Raw genomic sequence first — 17683 nt, forward strand, 5'->3', positions numbered from 1 at the left:
CGGTTTCATTGCGAAACTGTCGCAACATGGCCTGTACCGGACGCGTTCACGCTCCTATACTGATTAGCCGGGCAATTAAAAACCACCCTCGCCGGAACAATCCGCCGGCGGGTGTGAGGAGACGTAGAATGCAATCCACCATTGTCATCGTCAACCTTCTCGGCGCGGTCGCGCTGCTGCTTTTCGGCTTGGCGCAGGTCAAGGACGGCGTCACCCGCGCCTTCGGCATGAAACTCAGAAGCGTGCTGGCCACAGGCACCCAGAACGGCCCGCGTTCCTTCCTTTCCGGCTTCTTCGCCACCGTCGCACTTCAAAGCTCGACGGCAACGGCACTCACAGTCGCCTCCTTCGCCGAACGTGACCTCATCAAACCGCGCATGGCCCAGGTGGTGCTGCTTGGCGCCAATGTCGGCACCGCCGTTACCGCCTGGATTGTGGCAGCCGGCGTGGAATGGCTGTCACCACTTTTGATCCTTTCAGGCATCATTCTCAAGAAGGGCAGTTCCAATGCCAGACAGGGCGGCGGAACGGCAGTGATCGGCATCGGCCTCATGCTCCTGTCGCTGCATCTTTTGAGCGGGGCCACCGAACCGATGCGCGCCTCCCCCGCGCTTGGCGTCTTCATCGGCCTGCTGGATGGTGCATGGCCCGTCGCGCTGATCTTTTCCGCGGTGCTGGCGTTCGTCTCCTCCTCCAGCCTCGCCGTCGTGGTGCTGATCCTGTCGCTGGCCGCCACCGGCACCCTGTCCACCGGGCTCATCATCGTTCTCATTCTCGGCGCCAATCTCGGTGGCGCCATTCCGCCGGTCATCGCCACACTTTCGGGCCCCGCCTCCGCGCGGCGCATCACCATCGGCAACCTCGTGGTGCGCACGATCGGCTGCCTCATCGCCATGCCGCTCGCCTCTTACGGTGCGACGTATTTGCAGCAATTGCCGCTTTCGCCGGCCAAATTGCCTGTTGATGCGCATCTCATCTTCAACGTCATTCTGGCGGCGGTGGCCTGGCCCTTCTCCGGCCTGATATCCGATCTGATGGCGAAACTCGTGCCGGGCGATCCGAAGGCTGAAGACGGCCCGAATTTCCTCGACCAGCAGGCGCTTGATATGCCGGTCGTCGCGCTTGCCAACGCCACCCGCGAGGTTTTGAGCGTCGGCGACAGCATAGAACGGATGCTGATCCGCGCCGAAAACGCCTTCAAGCACAATGATCTGGCACCGCTTCAGGAAGTTTCCCTGCTCGAAAAGAAGGTCGACCGCCGTCAGCAGGAGGTGAAGGTCTATCTTTCGCAATTGGGGCGCAAGGGGCTTGCCGACGAAGAAGCGCGCCGTTCGATCGCCATCATCGACTATGCGATCAATCTCGAACATATCGGCGATATCATCGAAAAAGGCATCTGCGAGCAAATCCGCAAGAAGGTGCTGAACAGCTTCAAATTTTCCGACGACGGTTATGAGGAGCTGAAGACCCTGTTCGACATGACCATCGAGAACCTGCGGGCCGCCCAAAGCATTCTGGTCACCGGCGATTTCGATCTTGCCCGGCGGCTGATGGAAAGCAAGGTGGATATACGCCGCCTCGAAAAACAGTCTTCAAACCGCCATCTGGAGCGGCTGCGGGACGGCTTGGCGGAAAGCATGCAAACCAGCTCGCTACATCTCGACATGCTGCGGGATCTGAAGCGCATCAACGCTCATATCGTAACGGTGGCCCACCCCATTCTGGATGAAAGCGGCGTACTGATCGAAAGCCGTCTGCGTTATGCCGAACCGCGCGCCTGAGCCAGGAAAAATGGTCCCCGGCTTTCCGCCCGGAAACGCAAAACCGCTCTGAAACTTAATCGGCAGAGGGAAGCCTGCGCATGGTGAATTCGATGCGGTCGCCTTCCAGCTGCCGCCAGCTTTCCACTTCCGTCCAATAGGCGGCCTTGGGAAAGCTGTCGAACCATTCGCGCGCCTTGGCGCGGGCTTCTTCACGTTCAAGACAGAAGGTCTGGCGCACGAACATGCCGTCACGTTTCTGTTCACCGCCGGCGCTTTCGCGTTCCCTGCGGTGATTGGCAATCCTGCGCTTCAGCCCGTCGAGGGGCGGTCCGGCAAATTTCGTCATGATATTCACCTCTGGCACCTACATCGATAAAGATAGTGTCGGCACGCCGCCTTGGCGAGTCGAATTTGTGCGCGGCGCAAACACCTGCTAGACGCGGCAGGGAACGGACTTCACCGCAGGAGAGAAGAGATATGGAACGGCCAATCTTGCCGAAGGGCTTGCCCGAGGACATCGAAGACAAGAAGGCCGTTGCCCAAGCGTGGTTCCAGCATCTGCGCGACACCATCGTCACCTCCTTCGAAACGCTCGAAAACGACCTGACCGGCCCCTTGGCGGATCAGGAGCCCGGCCGCTTCGTGCAGAAGGACTGGCTGCGCGACAATGGCGAAGGCGGCGGCGGCAAGATGTCGATGATGGAAGGCCGCGTCTTCGAAAAGGTCGGCGTGCACACCTCCACCGTCTATGGCGAGTTCTCACCGGAATTCCGCCAGCAGATACCGGGTGCGGAAGAAGACCCTCGTTTCTGGGCCTCGGGCATTTCGCTGATCGCCCATCCGGTCAACCCCAATGTCCCGGCCGTGCACATGAACACCCGCATGGTCGTCACCACCAGCCACTGGTTCGGCGGTGGTGCGGATCTGACACCCGTGCTGGGCCGCAGACGGACGCAGGAGGACGCGGACAGCCAGCTGTTCCACCGCGCCTTCGAGATCACCTGCAAACGCCACCCGGTCGCCGATTATCCGCGCTACAAGAGCTGGTGCGATGACTACTTCTTCCTCAAGCACCGCAACGAGGCCCGCGGCATCGGCGGCATATTTTTCGACTGGCTGCACCCGGAAGAAGAAAAGGGCGGCTGGGACGCCAATTTCGCCTTCGTGCAGGATGTCGGCCGCGCCTTCAATCTGGTCTATCCGAAAATCGTTCGCGCCAACTTCAACCAGAACTGGACGGAAGAGGATCGCGACGAGCAGCTTATCCGCCGCGGCCGCTACGTGGAATTCAACCTGCTTTACGACCGTGGCACCATCTTCGGCCTGAAGACCGGCGGCAATGTCGAATCGATCCTCTCGTCTCTACCGCCGGTGGTGCGCTGGCCTTAAAAAACCTCACGCAAATTTGACACTCATCAGCCAATTTGTCGCAAATAGCGCAAATTAGGACTTATGGAAAAATCAAGGCAGTGATAGTCTCCTCCCGCAGACGTACTGGAGGAGCTATCGTCATGATTACTTCGAACAGCATGCCTATTTCTGCTGCCCCCGAGGCAGCACCGCAATCCATCGATACCCCCGAATTGATCGACCGCCTGGCAGCGGAAATGCGTGCCACGGGCGATCGTGAACTGCCGCATTCCTTTTATGTCGAACAGGTAAAGCGCACCCTTGCTGGACAAACGACGGCACGGCGGGCGGCCAATGACGAAATGCCTCGTACAAAAATTCCGGCAGCTGGCACATCCTCTGTTTTCCAGTGCTGGGCAATGCCGGAATAGGGGCCAGAATAGAGACCCGAACAGGGTAGAAGGGTGTCGCTCTGGAACATAAGCGGCAACCGTTCGTTTCTTGGCAGAGGGACAGCATGTCCTTTCAATGCTGTCGCTCACTCGAAACAGGGAGGTAAAACCAATGAGACTGTTTGAATGTGGAACGCTCGTGCCCGGCTGTGCCTGGCATACACGCGCCGATGACGACGCCGAAGTTGTCCGCCGCACGGTGGAACATATGCGTTCGGCCCATGGCGAAACCACGATCCGCGAAAATATGATCGACAATATCAAGGCCCGCATCCGCGACGAGGCAAATGCGGCTTAGCCGAACCGCCATCATCGCTGCGGTCTCAATTCTCCAGCATGGTTTTAAGCCGGGCGGTCAGCGCTGCCCGGTCCAGCGAGAAATTGACGTCGATCCACTTTTCCTCGAGGTTTTTCAGCACCTCGCCCACCTTCGGGCCAGCCTCGACGCCGGCGGCCATCACATCCGCACCGCTCAACGGAAATCCCGGTTTTTTGAATTTTTCCGCTCGCGTCAGCAACGTCGAAAGACGCGCCACTTTCTGCATCGCCGCATCACCCGCCGAAAGGTCGGCGCGGGCCGAGGCGAGCGCCAGCTTCAGCCGCGTCCTCACACCCTCGACACCCTGGCGATAAAGCAGCCGGTCAAGCGCCGTCTCCTTCATTTCCGGGTCGATCGCCGGGGCGGAAGCCCAATTGGCGAGATATCCCGCCTCAGCCTTGGACAGCCTCAGCCGCGCAGCAAGGGCCGCCAACCTGTCCTTGTCGGGCGGCACGATGGCGGCAAGCCGCAGCATAGGGTCCACAGTCCAGCCGAGGGACTGCTCCGTCGTCACCAGACCGTGAATGGCATCGATGCCCCATTTTTCCGTTTCGGGCAGAATTTCCGCCAGCACGCCCGATTGCCGCATCCACAAAAGGGCGCGGGATGGGTCGCGGGCGGAAAGCAGTTTTTTCGTCTCGCTCCAGACGCGTTCGGCCGAAAGCGTCCCAAGCTTGTCCTTGGCCCGGGCGCTGGCACGCAAACCGTCGGCATCGGGCCGACCTGAGCCATAATGGGCGAAAAACCGGAAAAACCGCAGGATACGAAGGTAATCTTCCGCAATCCGCATCGCCGCATCGCCGATGAAGCGCACCGTGCGGGTTTCGACATCGGGCAGACCATCGATGAGATCGATGATCTCGCCCTTTTCGTTGGCGTAAAGGGCATTGATGGTGAGGTCCCGCCGCTCGGCATCGGTCTGCCAGTCGGTGCCGAAGGCAACCTGCGCATGGCGGCCGTTGGTCTCGACATCGCGGCGCAAAGTCGTGACTTCAAAGCCTTCGCCATCGATCACCAGCGTCACCGTGCCGTGCTCGATGCCGGTTGGCACCGACTTGATGCCCGCAGCCTTCGCCCGCTCAACAACCACGTCAGGAGTAAGCGTCGTTGCCATATCGACATCGACGACCGGCAGATCCATCAGCGCATTGCGCACCGCGCCGCCGACGATCCGCACCTCGCCGCCATCGGCATTCAGAAGCGTAAAGATGCGCTTCAGCGCCGGTTTTTCAAACCAGTCCCGCCCGGCAAGGCTATTCATGTATAAAACCTCTCGTAAATCGTTCGCACGATGCCCGCCGTAATGCCCCAAATATAGCGTTCGCCATAGGGCATTTCGTAGAAAAACCGCTCCTTCCCCTGAAAGATGCGGCTGCCGCGACCGTGATTGGCCGGGTCCATCAGGAAGGACAACGGCACCTCGAAAACCTCATCCACCTCAGTGGGATTAAGCGTTAAATCAAAGCCCGGGCGGACGACTGACAGCACCGGCTTGATGCGAAAACCCGTCCCGGAAATATAATCCGGCAGCCGTCCGACCGTCTCCACGAAAGAACGAGACAGGCCGATCTCCTCTTCCGTCTCGCGCAGCGCTGCCTCTTCCGGCGTGCGGTCTTCGGCATCAATGCCGCCGCCGGGAAAGGAAATCTGGCCTGAATGCTGGCGCAAGGTTGCGGTGCGCTGGGTGAAGATCACCCGCGCCTCGTTGCCATCGTCGATAACCGGTATCAGCACTGCGGCATCCTTCAGCCGGATGCCATTGCCAGACAGCACCACGCCCGGATTGAGCACGTGGTCGCCATTTTCCCGCTCGGCCACGCCCTCGCCTTCCTGCAGCACTCGGCGGCGGAAATCGGTGGCGGTAAAAGCCTTGAGGCCCGTTGTCATCATCGTCATTGTGAAAGCCGTTCCAGTTCCTTGGCGGGCATCACCGGAAAGATCACCCCGCCCGAGCGCACCGCAAACATGTCGACGCCATCCACGTCGATCACCTCGCCGAGTGCCGCGAGATCATACATCACGGCCCGTGAGACGAGCGCCTCCAGCCGGCCGCGCACCAGAAGATAGGGTTTCAATTCGCGGTTTTCACCGAAAATTTCAAAGCGCAGCGGATGCTCCGGCCCCGCCTCCACCACGTCGCCGACATTGGTGCGAAAGGTCAGCAGGGATTCGCCATCCGCACCAGCCGAAGTCACCGTCATTTCCACGGCGACGAAGGGTGCATCCACCACCCGGATGCCGACTTTTTCCACAGGAGTTACAAGGTAGGTCCTACCGTCCTCATCCTTGCGCAGAACCGTGGAAAACAGCCGAACCAGAGGTGCCCGTCCGATGGGCGTCCCGAGGTAGAACCACGTGCCGTCAGCACGGATTTCCATGTCGAGATCGCCGCAAAAAGGCGGATTCCAGCGCTCCACCGGGGCCGGCCCGCGCTTGGCATCGCCGCTCTGTTCGGCAGCACGGGAAATCATCGCCGCAAGCCCCGCCGCATCATCAGCCGAATTTATCGTCTCCGCTGCCATATTCGAGTCTCGCTTTGCCGATAAGGAAATACTAAGTCACGACATAGTCATTCGAATGGCGCTTGTCAGCGGCCAAGAGAGCAATAAGCTAGATGCAGCGCAAAATCCGCCCCGGTTGGCAACCAGCAAAACCGGGATGCGAATGTGACAGCGGCGAAGGTATGAGGAGAGCGACATGGGCGTGATGAATACCGGCGAAACCCTCGATGAAAAGGCCATCGTCGCCTCGGCCGAAAAGGCGCTTTCCGACATTGCGGCCATCCGCACGGAAGTCTCCAAGGTCATTTTCGGCCAGGAAAAAGTGGTGCAGAACACGCTTCTCGCCATCCTCTCCGGCGGCCATGCGCTGCTGGTCGGCGTTCCCGGCCTCGCCAAGACAAAGCTCGTCACCACGCTCGGCACCGTGCTCGGCCTCGATGCCAACCGCATCCAGTTCACACCGGACCTGATGCCTTCGGACATCCTCGGTTCCGAAGTCATGGATCAGGACGAGAACGGCCGCCGGTCCTTCCGTTTCATCAAGGGTCCGATTTTCGGCCAGCTGCTGATGGCCGACGAAATCAACCGCGCCAGCCCGCGCACGCAGTCCGCCCTTTTGCAGGCCATGCAGGAATATCACATCACCATGGCCGGCCAGACCTATGAGCTGCCGAAGCCGTTTCACGTTCTCGCCACGCAGAACCCGCTGGAACAGGAAGGCACCTATCCGCTGCCCGAAGCCCAGCTCGACCGTTTCCTGCTGCAGGTCGATGTCGGTTATCCCGAGCTTGCCGCCGAACGCCAGATCCTGCTCGACACGACGGGCACCGCCTCCGGCGAAGCACGCGGCGTGATCGGTGCCGAGCGCCTGATGGAAATCCAGGCCCTCATCCGCCAGATGCCGGTCAGCGACAAGGTCGTGGACGCGATCCTGTCGCTCGTCCGTTCCGCCCGCCCCGGCCATGGCAACAAATTGACCGACAAACACGTTGTCTGGGGTCCGGGTCCGCGCGCCGGCCAGTCGCTGATGCTGACGGCCCGCGCCCGTGCGCTCTACGAAGGCCGCCTCGCCCCGTCGCTGGACGACGTCCATGCGCTGGCCGAGCCGGTGCTGGAACACCGCATGGCGCTGACCTTTGCGGCCCGCGCCGAAGGCATGTCGGTGCGCGATGTGATTGCGGCCCTCGTGGAGCAGGCGAAGAATTAAAAGACGCGTGCCTAACCTTTCGCGAAAGGAGTGCCTGTGGCATCCATCGGCCAGATCGTAGACAAGACACCGGGTAGCGAAGTTCTGGCGCGCGCGCGCCAGCGTGCCGCACTGGTGCCGGACTGCATGGTCGAGGCAAAACGCATCGCCAACACCGTCACCGCCGGCTGGCACGGCCGCCGCAAACGCGGCATCGGCGAAAATTTCTGGCAGTTCCGCCCCTATGCCGAAGGCGAAAGCCTGTCGCGCATCGACTGGCGGCGCTCGGCCCGCGACGACCATACCTATGTGCGCGACCGGGAGTGGGAGGCAGCCCACACCATCTGGCTCTGGGCCGATATGTCGCCGTCGATGATGTTCAAATCCACCCTCGGCTCCGTCTCCAAGGAAAGCCGGGCGCTGGTGCTGATGCTGGCGCTGGCGGAGATCCTGGCGCGCTCTGGCGAACGCATTGGTTGCCCCGGCATCATGGAGCCGGTCTCGGCCAGAAACGCCGCCGAACGGCTGGCCGCCGCCATCATGCACGCGCCGCTGACCACGGGCATGCCGGAAACGGGCATGATCCGCGGCGCGAGCGACATTGTTCTGATTGGCGATTTTCTCGATGATGCGAAAAATGTGATGGAGAAGATTTCGCCTCTGGCGCGACGTGGCCTGCGCGGCCATGTGGTGGAAATCGCCGATCCGGCCGAAGAAACCTTCCCCTATTCCGGCCGCACCGAGTTTACCGATCCGGAAACCGGCGAAAAACTGGTGTCTGGCCGCGCCGAGACCATTCGCGAGGATTACACCCGCGCCTATCTCGCAAGACGCGAGGCGCTATCCTCGTCGCTGCGCCGTCTCGGCTGGAACTTCGTCTTCCACCGCACCGATCATCTCGCTTCCGAGGCGCTTGTGGCCGTTCACATGTATCTTTCCGGCGCGCCGGCACAGGGCGGTGGGCACCGATGAGCGCATTGCCTTTCGTCTTCACCAGCCCCTACATCCTCTTCGGCTTGCTGGCGCTGCCCGCCATCTGGTGGCTGCTGCGGCTCACCCCGCCGCGCCCCAAGGCGGAAGTCTTTCCGCCACTGAAGATATTGGCGACGGTGCTGAAACGCGAGGAAACGCCATCGAAAAGCCCGTGGTGGCTGACCCTTTTGCGCATGGCGCTTGCCGCCGCCGTGATTTTTGCTCTGGCCGATCCGGTGGTGAACCCGCGCAATAACAGCATCGCCGGCAGCGGCCCGCTGGTGCTGGTGGTCGACAACAGCTGGGCCGCCGCGCCCGACTGGGAAAGACGCGTGGCCACCGCTCAGGCCCTGATCGGCGATGCGGAGCGGGCCGACCGCCCCGTCTCCATCAGCTTCACCGCCGATGCCGAACATGATGCCGTATCGGGAACGACAGCCGTGGCGCTGGAAAAGCTCGCCGCCGCCAAGCCGAAACCGCTGATGCCGGACCGCGTGCGCACGGCCGAAGCCATTACCGAGGCGCTGAACGGCACAACCCCCGGCACGCTCGCTTATATTGCCGATGGTGTTCAGACCGCGCAGGATGAAAACGCGATGAGAACGCTTGCCAGCCTCTCGCCCGCCGAATTCCGCATCGTGAAGGGCGACGGCAAGGCCATCGCCGCCATTACCGGCGCCACCAACAATGCCGATGCCATGAGCGTCACCCTTTCGCGGCTCGACACGGCCGAAGCCGCCCGGCTGACCGTCAATGCACAGGACAGCCAGGGCCGCATTCTCGCCAATGGCACGGCCAGCTTCGCCCCCGGCGAGGCCGAAACAACGGCAACGGTGGAAGCCCCCTTCGAACTGCGCAACGATTTCGCCCGCCTCTCCCTCGAAGGTGTTTCGACGGCGGGCGCCGTGCATCTTCTGGATGACGGTTTCCGCCGCCGCCGCGTGGCCCTGCTCGCCGGCGAAACCGGCAATGATTTCCAGCCACTGCTGCAGCCGCTTTATTATATCAGCCGCGCGCTCCAGCCTTTTGTCGATCTCATTCCGCAGCGGCAGGCCGATCTGGCGCAGGCAATCCCGGAGATCCTGCAATCCAACCCGTCGGTCATCGTCATGGCCGATATTGGCCGACTGCCACAGGAAACCTATGAGCCGATGCAGCGCTGGCTTGCAGCCGGCGGCACGCTGATCCGCTTTGCCGGTCCGCGCCTTGCCGCAGCGCCCGCTGACGATCCGCTGGTGCCGGTGACGCTCCGGCAGGGTGAACGTGCGCTCGGCGGCGCGCTCTCCTGGGCCGAGCCGCAGCCACTTGCCGATTTCCCTGCTTTCGGCGCCTTTGCCGGCATGCCGAAGGCCGATGGCATTCTCGTCAAACGCCAGGTTCTGGCCGAACCGACACCCGATCTGGCTGAACGCACCTGGGCCAGCCTTGCCGACGGCACGCCGCTCGTTACCACCCGCACTGTCGAGGCAGGCCGCATCGTGCTCTTCCATGTCAGCGCCGAGGCGAGCTGGTCCGACCTGCCGATCTCAGGCCATTTCGTCGATATGCTGCGCCGTATCGTGCAATTGTCGAAAGCGGGCGGCGCTTCCGCCTCCGCCAATGCCCCGGCCGCAGCCCTGCCCCCGTTCCGCCTCTTGACGGCCGAAGGCGCGCTATCTGCCGAAATCGGCACTGCCCGGCCGCTGGAAATGCGCGCCGGCCAGCCGCCGCGCACCGGTTTCGACAATCCCCCCGGCCTTTACGGCACAGAGGATGGTTTCGTGGCTCTCAACCTCCTGCCCGCAGGCGCGACGCTGCGCCCGCTTGACGCATCCGTCGCCGGTGTCAGCACCACCAGTGAAGCGCTGATCGGTGAAACCGCGAAATCGCTGCGCCCTGCTTTGTTCATCGCCGCTTTCCTGATGCTGATTGCCGACAGCCTGATCGTCCTCTTCATGAACGGCGCCTTCGCGCGCCTGCCGAAAGCCCGCAGCGCGACAGTTGCCACCCTGCTGCTGGCGCTTGGCGCCTTTGCCGCCATGTCGCCAACCGATGCCCGCGCCGACGATCCAAAACCCGGCGACGAGCAGATTTTCGAGCGGCTGGACACTACCCATCTCGCTTATGTCCGCACCGGCGAGGATGATGTCGACCGCATTTCCGAGCAGGGTCTCCAGGGTCTCAGCGAATTCCTGACCTGGCGCACTACGCTGGAACCCGGCCAGCCTGTTGGACTGGATATTTCCAAGGATGAATTGTCCTTCTATCCGATCATCTACTGGCCGGTATCGGCGACGGCCCCCATGCCGTCGAGCGCCGCGATTTCGCGCATCGACGCCTATATGCGCGCCGGCGGCACCGTGCTGTTCGATACGCGCGACCAGTTCTCTTCGCTCGATACCGGCGCGACCAGCCCTAACGGCGAACGACTGCAGGCGATCCTCGCCAATATCGATATTCCGCCGCTGGAGCCGGTGCCGGAAGACCACGTTCTGACGCGGTCCTTCTACCTGCTCACCAATTTCCCCGGCCGTTACAATGGTTCGCCACTCTGGGTGGAATCGCGACAGGGAGCCGCCAAGACCACCTCGGGCCTCTCTTCTTCCGGCGATGGCGTGACGCCGATCATGATAACGGGCAATGATTTCGCCGGCGCCTGGGCCGTCGATCCACAGGGCGCGCCGGTTCTGCCCACCGTGCCGCCGGACGAGATGCAGCGCGAACACGCATTCCGCTCCGGCGTCAACATCATGATGTATATGCTGACTGGCAACTACAAGGCCGATCAGGTTCACGTTCCCGCACTTCTCGAACGGTTGGGGCAGTGACATGACATTGACCTTCTCCCCCTTCCTGCCGTGGATCGTGATTGCCGTTCTGGCCGTCGCCGCTCTTGCGCTCTCCTTCATCGGCCTGTGGCGTGGCGTGCGCGGCGCATGGCTGCGCGGACTGGCGCTTGCCGCCTTGCTTGCGGCAATAGCCAATCCGCTTCTGACGCAGGAGGAACGCGAGCCGCTTTCCACCATCGTGCCCGTCATCGTTGACCGCTCGCAGAGCCAGGACGTGCAGGACCGGCCGCAAATGACCGATACGGCGCTGGAGACGCTGAAAGACCGGCTGTCGCGCTTCCCGCGTATCGAACCGCGCATCGTCGAAGTGCGCGATGATGGTGAGAGTGATTCGCCCTCGACTCAGCTTTTCTCGGCCCTTTCCTCGGCCGTTTCCGATGTCTCGCCGTCCCGCGTCGGCGGCGCGATTTTCCTCAGCGACGGCCAGATCCACGATATCCCGAATGCCCTGCCCAATGCCGAACAGGCGCTCGGCTTCCGCGCCCCCGTGCATGGGCTGATCACCGGCAAGGCCGATGAATTCGACCGCCGCATCGAGATCGTCCGCGCCCCGCGCTTCGGCATCGTCAATGAAGAGCAGCAGCTGACGCTGCGTGTCTTTGATGACGGCCGCCCCGCAGGCGCTGGCTCGGCAGAAGTGACCGTGAAGATGAATGGCGAAGAAATCGCCACGCTTCAGGCCACACCCGGCCAGCCGACGCCGTTCAGTTTCAAGGTTCCGCGTGGCGGCAACAATGTCATGGAATTTTCCGTCGCCGAGCTTCCCGGCGAAGTGACGGCTGCGAACAACCGCGCCGTTCACCTGATCGAAGGTATCCGCCAGAACCTGCGCGTGCTGCTCGTCTCCGGCGAGCCGCATGCCGGCGAACGCGCCTGGCGTAACCTGCTGAAATCCGACGCCTCGGTCGATCTGGTACATTTCACCATTCTGCGCCCGCCGGAAAAACAGGACGGCACGCCGATCAACGAGCTCTCGCTGATCGCCTTCCCGACCCGCGAATTGTTTGTCGAAAAGATCGAGGATTTCGACCTCATCATCTTCGACCGCTACCAGCATCGCGGCGTGCTGCCGATCCTCTATTACGATTACATCGCCCAATATGTCGAAAAGGGCGGCGCGCTCCTGATTGCCGCAGGCCCGGAACATGCCGGTCAGGATTCGATCGCCATGACGCCGCTCGCCTCCGTGCTGCCGGCCCAACCCACCGGTCAGGTGCATCAGGCGGCCTTCTATCCCCGCCTTTCGGAAGCGGGCAAGAAGCACCCTGTCACCCGCGGGCTGGATGGATCGGCCAACGAGCCGCCGCAATGGGGCCGCTGGTTCCGCACCATCAGCGTTGACCCGCCGCAGGGCCAGACCGTGATGCTGGGCGACGGACAGGACCCGCTGCTGGTGCTGAACCGTCAGGGCGAAGGCCGTGTCGCCATGCTTCTGTCCGATCAGGGCTGGCTGTGGGCGCGTGGTTTTGAAGGCGGTGGCCCGCATGTGGCGCTTTATCGCCGCATCGCCCATTGGCTGATGAAGGAGCCCGAGCTTGAAGAAGAGGCGCTGACGGCGCGGGCCAATGGCCGCACATTGGAAATCACCCGCCAGACCATCGGCGACGATCCCGGTCAGGCAAGCGTGCGTTTCCCGTCCGGCAAGACCGAAAACATGGCCTTCACCACCACCGAGCCCGGTCTTTACAAGATCGAGCGCCGCATGGACGAAACCGGCCTGTTCGAAATCAAGAACGGCGATTTCACCACCCTCGTCCATGTCGGCGCGGTGGATGCGCCGGAGTTCAAGGCGATGATTTCGACGACTGAGACGCTGAAGCCGCTGGCCGACGCCACCAGGGGCAGCGTGCACCGTGTCGCCGACAATTCCGGCCGTGTCGCGCTGCCCGATATATTGCCGGTGCGGGGTGACATCAGGGTTGCCGACGAGGATCGCATGCTGATACGTCTGACCGACGAGACGGTGCTGAAAGGCGTCAACACCCTGCCGCTCTTTGCCGGTTTTGCCGGGCTTGGCGCCCTGCTGCTTGCCTTCTCCGCGCTCTGGTGGCGTGAAGGGCGGTAGAACCTTGGCAGTAAGTGCAAGACTTTCCGCGTCTTGAACTGGAAAACGACAAACGGCCGCCGCCCGGCGTCCGGGAAAGAAAATCATGAATTTCGTTTTGAGCGATGTCGCGGATGCGGACGCTGAAAAGGCCATCCGCGATCCGCTGGTGGCCTATAATATCGCCCGTTTCGGTGAAAGCGACAAACGCGAGCTCAATATCACCATCCGCGATGACGACAATACCGTCACCGGCGGTCTGGTTGGCCACACCGCCCGCGGCTGGCTTTACGTGCAGCTTCTTTTTGTTCCGGAATCCATGCGCGGAAAGGGCACAGCCCCAAAGCTGCTTGCGATGGCGGAGGCGGAAGCCAGAAAGCGCGGCTGCACCGGCGCTTATATCGACACGATGAACCCTGATGCCGTGAGAACCTACGAACGCTACGGTTTCACCAGAATCGGCTCGCTTGGTCCCCTTTCCAGTGGCCAGTCGATCACCTGGCTGGAGAAGCGGTTCTAGAGCATTTCAACTCACAATGCGTAGCGTTTCTACATTCGGAAAACACATGGAAACAAAGGCATAGAGCGTCCCTGACACTTCCGTTTCAACAGGACGCGCTCCAGAGTTGAGGCGAATGCCTAGGCCGCGATCCCCGATAGTCCACAATCCACGGTTCGGCCCATGACCTCGCGGATTTGCTGGCGAAGCCACATGGCACCGAGATCCGCATCGGTCTGCAAGGTCCAGACCATGGCAACCGGCGGGAAATTCAGCGTCACCGGCACAGGGCTCACTTCAAGCCCGAGCATCGGCGCATAACGCAACGCAATGCGTGAAGATACGGTCGCCAGCACTGCTGAGGATCGCGCTGTTGCCAGAACCGAGAGGAAATCCGGCGCGGCTGCAATGACATCGATTTCCACGCCGCTCAATTCCAGCGCGTCCTTGATGCAGCCCTGCAAACTGTCCGTCTGCGATATCACCGCATGTTTTGCCGCCATATAGGCATCAAGCCCCACGGGCGTGGTGAGATCGAGCAAATTCGGGTTGAAGCAGCAAAGAACGCTTGAGACATAAAGCGGCTCGCAATGGTGACGCTGCTCCTGCGAATAGGCGCATCCCACGGCCATATCGATCACACCCGTATCCAGCATCGCAGTGATTTCCTGCTCCTGCCCGCTGCGGGCCAGAATGCGGATGCCGGGCGCGATCTCGCGCAGCCGCGCCGTCAGGTCCGGCAGCAGCAACAGTTCCACCTCGCTCGACATGCCCAGCCGGAAGGTGCGGCGCTCCGTCTCCGGATCGAAAACATCGGCCGTCAGCACCGCCGCCTGCGCCTGCCGGAGCGCCTGCCGCACTGGCCCGGCCAGGTTGAGCGCCCGTGCCGTCGGCTTCATCTCCTGTCCCACGCGGATGAAAAGCTCATCCTGAAACAATGTCCGCAGGGTGGAGATGTTATGGCTCATGGCCGGCTGCTGGATTTTCAACCGACGCGCAGCGCGCGTGACATTCATTTCCTCCATCATCGCATCAAAGGCGATGAGAAGATTGAGGTCGAAGGAACGGAGATTGAAATGATCGATAGTTTGCATAAGTCACATCGATTTGATTGCTGGCCTCTCTACACTTAGCTGGAGTTCGGAAACTTTCAAGACGTTCCCCAAACTCAGGAGCCACCCATGCCATCACGTCGTTCGCTTCTCAAAGGCGCCGCCAGCGCCATCTTCGCCGCCCCTTTCGTGGCGCCCACCGTCGCATTCGCCAAGGCGCCTTTGGCCGCCACACAGGCACCCGGCTTTTATCGGCTGATGGTCGGCAAGGTGGAAGTCACCGCCCTTTCGGACGGCGTCATTGCGCTGCCGCTCGCCAAAATCTACACCAACACCACGCCGGAACATGCCGCCAAGGTGCTGCGCGATGCCTTCCTGCCGGAAGAGACGCCGACATCGGTCAATGCATTTCTCGTCAACACCGGAGACAGGCTGGTGCTGATCGATGCCGGCACCGGCACCTATCTCGGTCCGAGCCTTGGCAGGCTCGTCGCCAATATCGAGGCCTCCGGTTACAAAACCGACGAGATAGACGACATTGTCCTCACCCATATCCACACGGACCATTCCGGCGGGCTTTCCTCGAATGGCAAGCGTGTCTTTGCCAATGCGACGCTCCGGGTCAATGCGCGCGAAGCCGCCTTCTGGCTTGACGAGGCAAAGGCCAAGGCAGCCCCTGAAGCGCTGAAGAAGGGTTATGCCGAAGCGAAGGAAAGCATCCAGCCCTATATCGATGCCGGTAAATTCGAGACTTTCGGCGATAATGCCGCACCGGTCTCCGGTCTTGGCTCGATCCTTTACACCGGCCACACACCCGGCCACAGCGCTGTTGTTCTGGAAAGCGACGGCCAGAAGATCGTCTTCTGGGGCGATATCACCCATGGCGATATCCTCCAGTTTGATGAGCCTGACGTGGCGATCGAGTTCGATGTCGACCAGAAGGCTGCCGTCGTGGCGCGCGATCTGGCGTTCAAACAGGCGGTAGAGGGCAGATATCTGGTGGCCGGCGCTCACATCGCTTTCCCCGGCATCGGCCATGTGCGCACCGACAGCACCAATTACGACTGGCTTCCGGTCAATTATACGACGCTGTAAGCGCAGAACAGAATGGCCTGATCGTGGATCAGATCAGGCCATCACCCTTGGCGGCAACTAAGTCAGCGCCACCTGCCGCGTTTCCGCATTGATCATCGTGGCCGCAATGGCAGCCAGCACCAGCAGTCCGGCAAATATGCCGATTGCGACGCCAAAACCCTGCGCTATGGCATAACCAAGCAGAGACGGCGCCAGCAGGCCGCCAAGCCTTGCCATGGCGCCCGCAGCCCCCATGCCGGTCGCCCGCGATTCCGTCGGGTAAAGCTCCGGCGTATAGGCATAAAGCGCGCCCCAAGTGCCGAGCAGCGCAAAACTCATGATGAGAAGCGAGGCGGCGATCATCGCGCCGGCTGACGCCAGCGTGAAAAGCAGGCAACCGAGCGCGGAGAGCAGGCAGAAGCCGATCAGCGTCGGCTTGCGGCCCCATTTTTCAACGCCATAGGCGGCAAGCGCGTAACCCGGGATCTGCGCCAGCGCCACCAGCACCAGAAAACCATAACCGCGCACGAAGCCGAAACCGTCGCCCGCCAGTTTCGCCGGCATCCAGGTGAAGACCCCGTAATAGGAAACGGAGACGAGGAACCAGATGGTGAGGATCATGATGCTGCGCTGCCGGAGCGCTGGTGAAAATATCCCCTGCCCCTTGGCCACGTCAGGCTGGAAAAGCCCCGTCCCGGCATCGAGAGGCGCACGGCCATTCGTCACCAGCATACGGTTGACGACGGCCTTGGCTTCGTCCAATCGCCCGCTGCGCAGCAGGTAAAGCGGCGATTCCGGCACCAGAAAACGCAGGCCGAGGCCAAGAACGGCCGGAAAAGCCGTCACGGCGAAAATATAACGCCAGGCATCGGCCACGCCGGCAAGGCTTGCACCCCAGGCAGCCAAGGCCACGATCAGCGTACCAACAGCCCAGAAGCCCTCGAGAAAGACCAGCCAGCGGCCGCGATTTTTGGCAGGCAGGAACTCGGCCATCATCGCATAATCCACTGGCAGCGTGCCGCCCACCGCCGCGCCAGTGAGAAAACGCAGGATGAGCAGAATGGTGAAATCGGGCGAAAATATCGAAAGCACACCGAACAGCGCATCACAGGCGACGGTGACGATCAGCACACGACGACGCCCGTAACGGTCCGCCAGCCGCCCGAAACCGGCAGCACCGAGCAACATGCCGAAAAAGAATGCCGTTCCGGTCTGCAGGGCCTGCGGCACCGTCAGGCCGAAGGTTGCGGCAATCGAGGCGGCGGTGAAACCAACCGCCAGAACCTGCATGGCATCCGCCGCCCAGACGAGGCCGAAAATGCCCATCAGCCGCCGTTGATAGGCGCCTGCGCCCGCGCGCTCCAGCGCATCGTTCATGGTAATCGCCGTCATGCCCCGCCCCTTCGCAGTAATCGACTTTCACTAGCTATCGTATAGGGGGAGGAAACGGAATTGAATTCTGTGGTAGGGCGCGCACGGTTGGAACGAAATGCTCGGCGTAACGATAGGCGACCCTCATCCCTGTGCTTGTCACAGGGATCCAGCCAGCCCAAGTCCTTGGGTTGAAAAGAGTCCTCGCGTCGCGCAGACGCGCGTCGGCTGGATTCCTGTGACAAGCACAGGAATGAGGGGAGACAGAAGCA

At 61.8% G+C, this 17683-nt stretch carries 16 protein-coding genes; 10 read left to right on the plus strand and 6 right to left on the minus strand.

The genetic code is table 11. From position 1 onward, the window contains the following. The first annotated feature begins 128 nt into the window (after positions 1 to 128). Positions 129 to 1781, plus strand: coding sequence for a Na/Pi cotransporter family protein (locus QSV77_RS09410; RefSeq protein WP_142840384.1), 1653 nt, complete (start codon positions 129 to 131; stop codon positions 1779 to 1781). Between the two features lie 55 nt (positions 1782 to 1836). Here the strand turns inward: QSV77_RS09410 and QSV77_RS09415 are convergent, their stop codons facing one another. Then, complete coding sequence (locus tag QSV77_RS09415) at positions 1837 to 2109, minus strand: hypothetical protein (protein WP_302733251.1); 273 nt, start codon at positions 2107 to 2109, stop codon at positions 1837 to 1839. A gap of 131 nt (positions 2110 to 2240) precedes the next feature. Between QSV77_RS09415 and hemF the strand changes: the two genes are divergently transcribed. The 3 genes from hemF (at position 2241) to QSV77_RS09430 (ending at position 3863) form a co-directional block, all read left to right on the plus strand. Further along, positions 2241 to 3152 carry an oxygen-dependent coproporphyrinogen oxidase gene (hemF, locus tag QSV77_RS09420; protein ID WP_142840386.1) on the plus strand — a complete coding sequence of 304 codons (912 nt, stop codon included), beginning with the start codon at positions 2241 to 2243 and terminating at the stop codon, positions 3150 to 3152. A 122-nt stretch (positions 3153 to 3274) separates the two neighbouring features. Further along, the gene (locus tag QSV77_RS09425; protein WP_142840387.1) at positions 3275 to 3544 is read left to right on the plus strand and encodes a hypothetical protein; all 270 of its coding nucleotides are present in this window, start codon (positions 3275 to 3277) and stop codon (positions 3542 to 3544) included. A 133-nt stretch (positions 3545 to 3677) separates the two neighbouring features. Continuing rightward, a complete protein-coding gene (locus QSV77_RS09430; protein ID WP_046797940.1) occupies positions 3678 to 3863 on the plus strand; it encodes a DUF1059 domain-containing protein in 186 nt (61 codons plus the stop codon). Positions 3864 to 3888: 25 nt separating this feature from the next. Here the strand turns inward: QSV77_RS09430 and QSV77_RS09435 are convergent, their stop codons facing one another. The 3 genes from QSV77_RS09435 to QSV77_RS09445 are packed head-to-tail and all read right to left on the minus strand — an operon-like array spanning position 3889 to position 6406. Then, positions 3889 to 5145 carry a CCA tRNA nucleotidyltransferase gene (locus QSV77_RS09435; RefSeq protein WP_302733252.1) on the minus strand — a complete coding sequence of 419 codons (1257 nt, stop codon included), beginning with the start codon at positions 5143 to 5145 and terminating at the stop codon, positions 3889 to 3891. Then, on the minus strand, positions 5142 to 5780 hold the full coding sequence (locus QSV77_RS09440; RefSeq protein ID WP_137003848.1) for a CoA pyrophosphatase: 639 nt from the start codon (positions 5778 to 5780) through the stop codon (positions 5142 to 5144). Before QSV77_RS09440 ends, QSV77_RS09435 begins: the two co-directional genes overlap by 4 nt. After that, complete coding sequence (locus tag QSV77_RS09445; protein WP_080816250.1) at positions 5777 to 6406, minus strand: DUF1285 domain-containing protein; 630 nt, start codon at positions 6404 to 6406, stop codon at positions 5777 to 5779. Before QSV77_RS09445 ends, QSV77_RS09440 begins: the two co-directional genes overlap by 4 nt. 175 nt (positions 6407 to 6581) lie before the next feature. Between QSV77_RS09445 and QSV77_RS09450 the strand changes: the two genes are divergently transcribed. The 5 genes from QSV77_RS09450 to QSV77_RS09470 all read left to right on the plus strand — a co-directional run bounded on the left by QSV77_RS09450 (position 6582) and on the right by QSV77_RS09470 (position 13935). Then, positions 6582 to 7592 carry a MoxR family ATPase gene (locus QSV77_RS09450; RefSeq protein WP_065113889.1) on the plus strand — a complete coding sequence of 337 codons (1011 nt, stop codon included), beginning with the start codon at positions 6582 to 6584 and terminating at the stop codon, positions 7590 to 7592. A gap of 36 nt (positions 7593 to 7628) precedes the next feature. Further along, positions 7629 to 8543 carry a DUF58 domain-containing protein gene (locus QSV77_RS09455; protein WP_174034300.1) on the plus strand — a complete coding sequence of 305 codons (915 nt, stop codon included), beginning with the start codon at positions 7629 to 7631 and terminating at the stop codon, positions 8541 to 8543. After that, the gene (locus tag QSV77_RS09460; RefSeq protein WP_302733253.1) at positions 8540 to 11350 is read left to right on the plus strand and encodes a DUF4159 domain-containing protein; all 2811 of its coding nucleotides are present in this window, start codon (positions 8540 to 8542) and stop codon (positions 11348 to 11350) included. Before QSV77_RS09455 ends, QSV77_RS09460 begins: the two co-directional genes overlap by 4 nt. Before the next feature lies 1 nt (position 11351). Then, on the plus strand, positions 11352 to 13436 hold the full coding sequence (locus QSV77_RS09465; protein ID WP_302733254.1) for a hypothetical protein: 2085 nt from the start codon (positions 11352 to 11354) through the stop codon (positions 13434 to 13436). Between the two features lie 85 nt (positions 13437 to 13521). After that, positions 13522 to 13935, plus strand: coding sequence for a GNAT family N-acetyltransferase (locus QSV77_RS09470; protein WP_302733255.1), 414 nt, complete (start codon positions 13522 to 13524; stop codon positions 13933 to 13935). Between the two features lie 119 nt (positions 13936 to 14054). On the opposite strand, the gene QSV77_RS09475 is transcribed toward QSV77_RS09470, so the two are convergent. Next, positions 14055 to 15008, minus strand: coding sequence for a LysR substrate-binding domain-containing protein (locus tag QSV77_RS09475; RefSeq protein ID WP_302733256.1), 954 nt, complete (start codon positions 15006 to 15008; stop codon positions 14055 to 14057). Positions 15009 to 15095: 87 nt separating this feature from the next. On the opposite strand from QSV77_RS09475, the gene QSV77_RS09480 reads away from it, so the two are divergent. Next, complete coding sequence (locus QSV77_RS09480; RefSeq protein WP_302733257.1) at positions 15096 to 16061, plus strand: MBL fold metallo-hydrolase; 966 nt, start codon at positions 15096 to 15098, stop codon at positions 16059 to 16061. 57 nt (positions 16062 to 16118) lie between these two features. On the opposite strand, the gene QSV77_RS09485 is transcribed toward QSV77_RS09480, so the two are convergent. Beyond that, positions 16119 to 17432 carry an MFS transporter gene (locus QSV77_RS09485; RefSeq protein ID WP_302733258.1) on the minus strand — a complete coding sequence of 438 codons (1314 nt, stop codon included), beginning with the start codon at positions 17430 to 17432 and terminating at the stop codon, positions 16119 to 16121. Positions 17433 to 17683 lie beyond the last annotated feature (251 nt).

It is taken from the genome of Agrobacterium sp. V1, assembly GCF_030518355.1.
Lineage (GTDB): Bacteria > Pseudomonadota > Alphaproteobacteria > Rhizobiales > Rhizobiaceae > Agrobacterium > Agrobacterium cucumeris.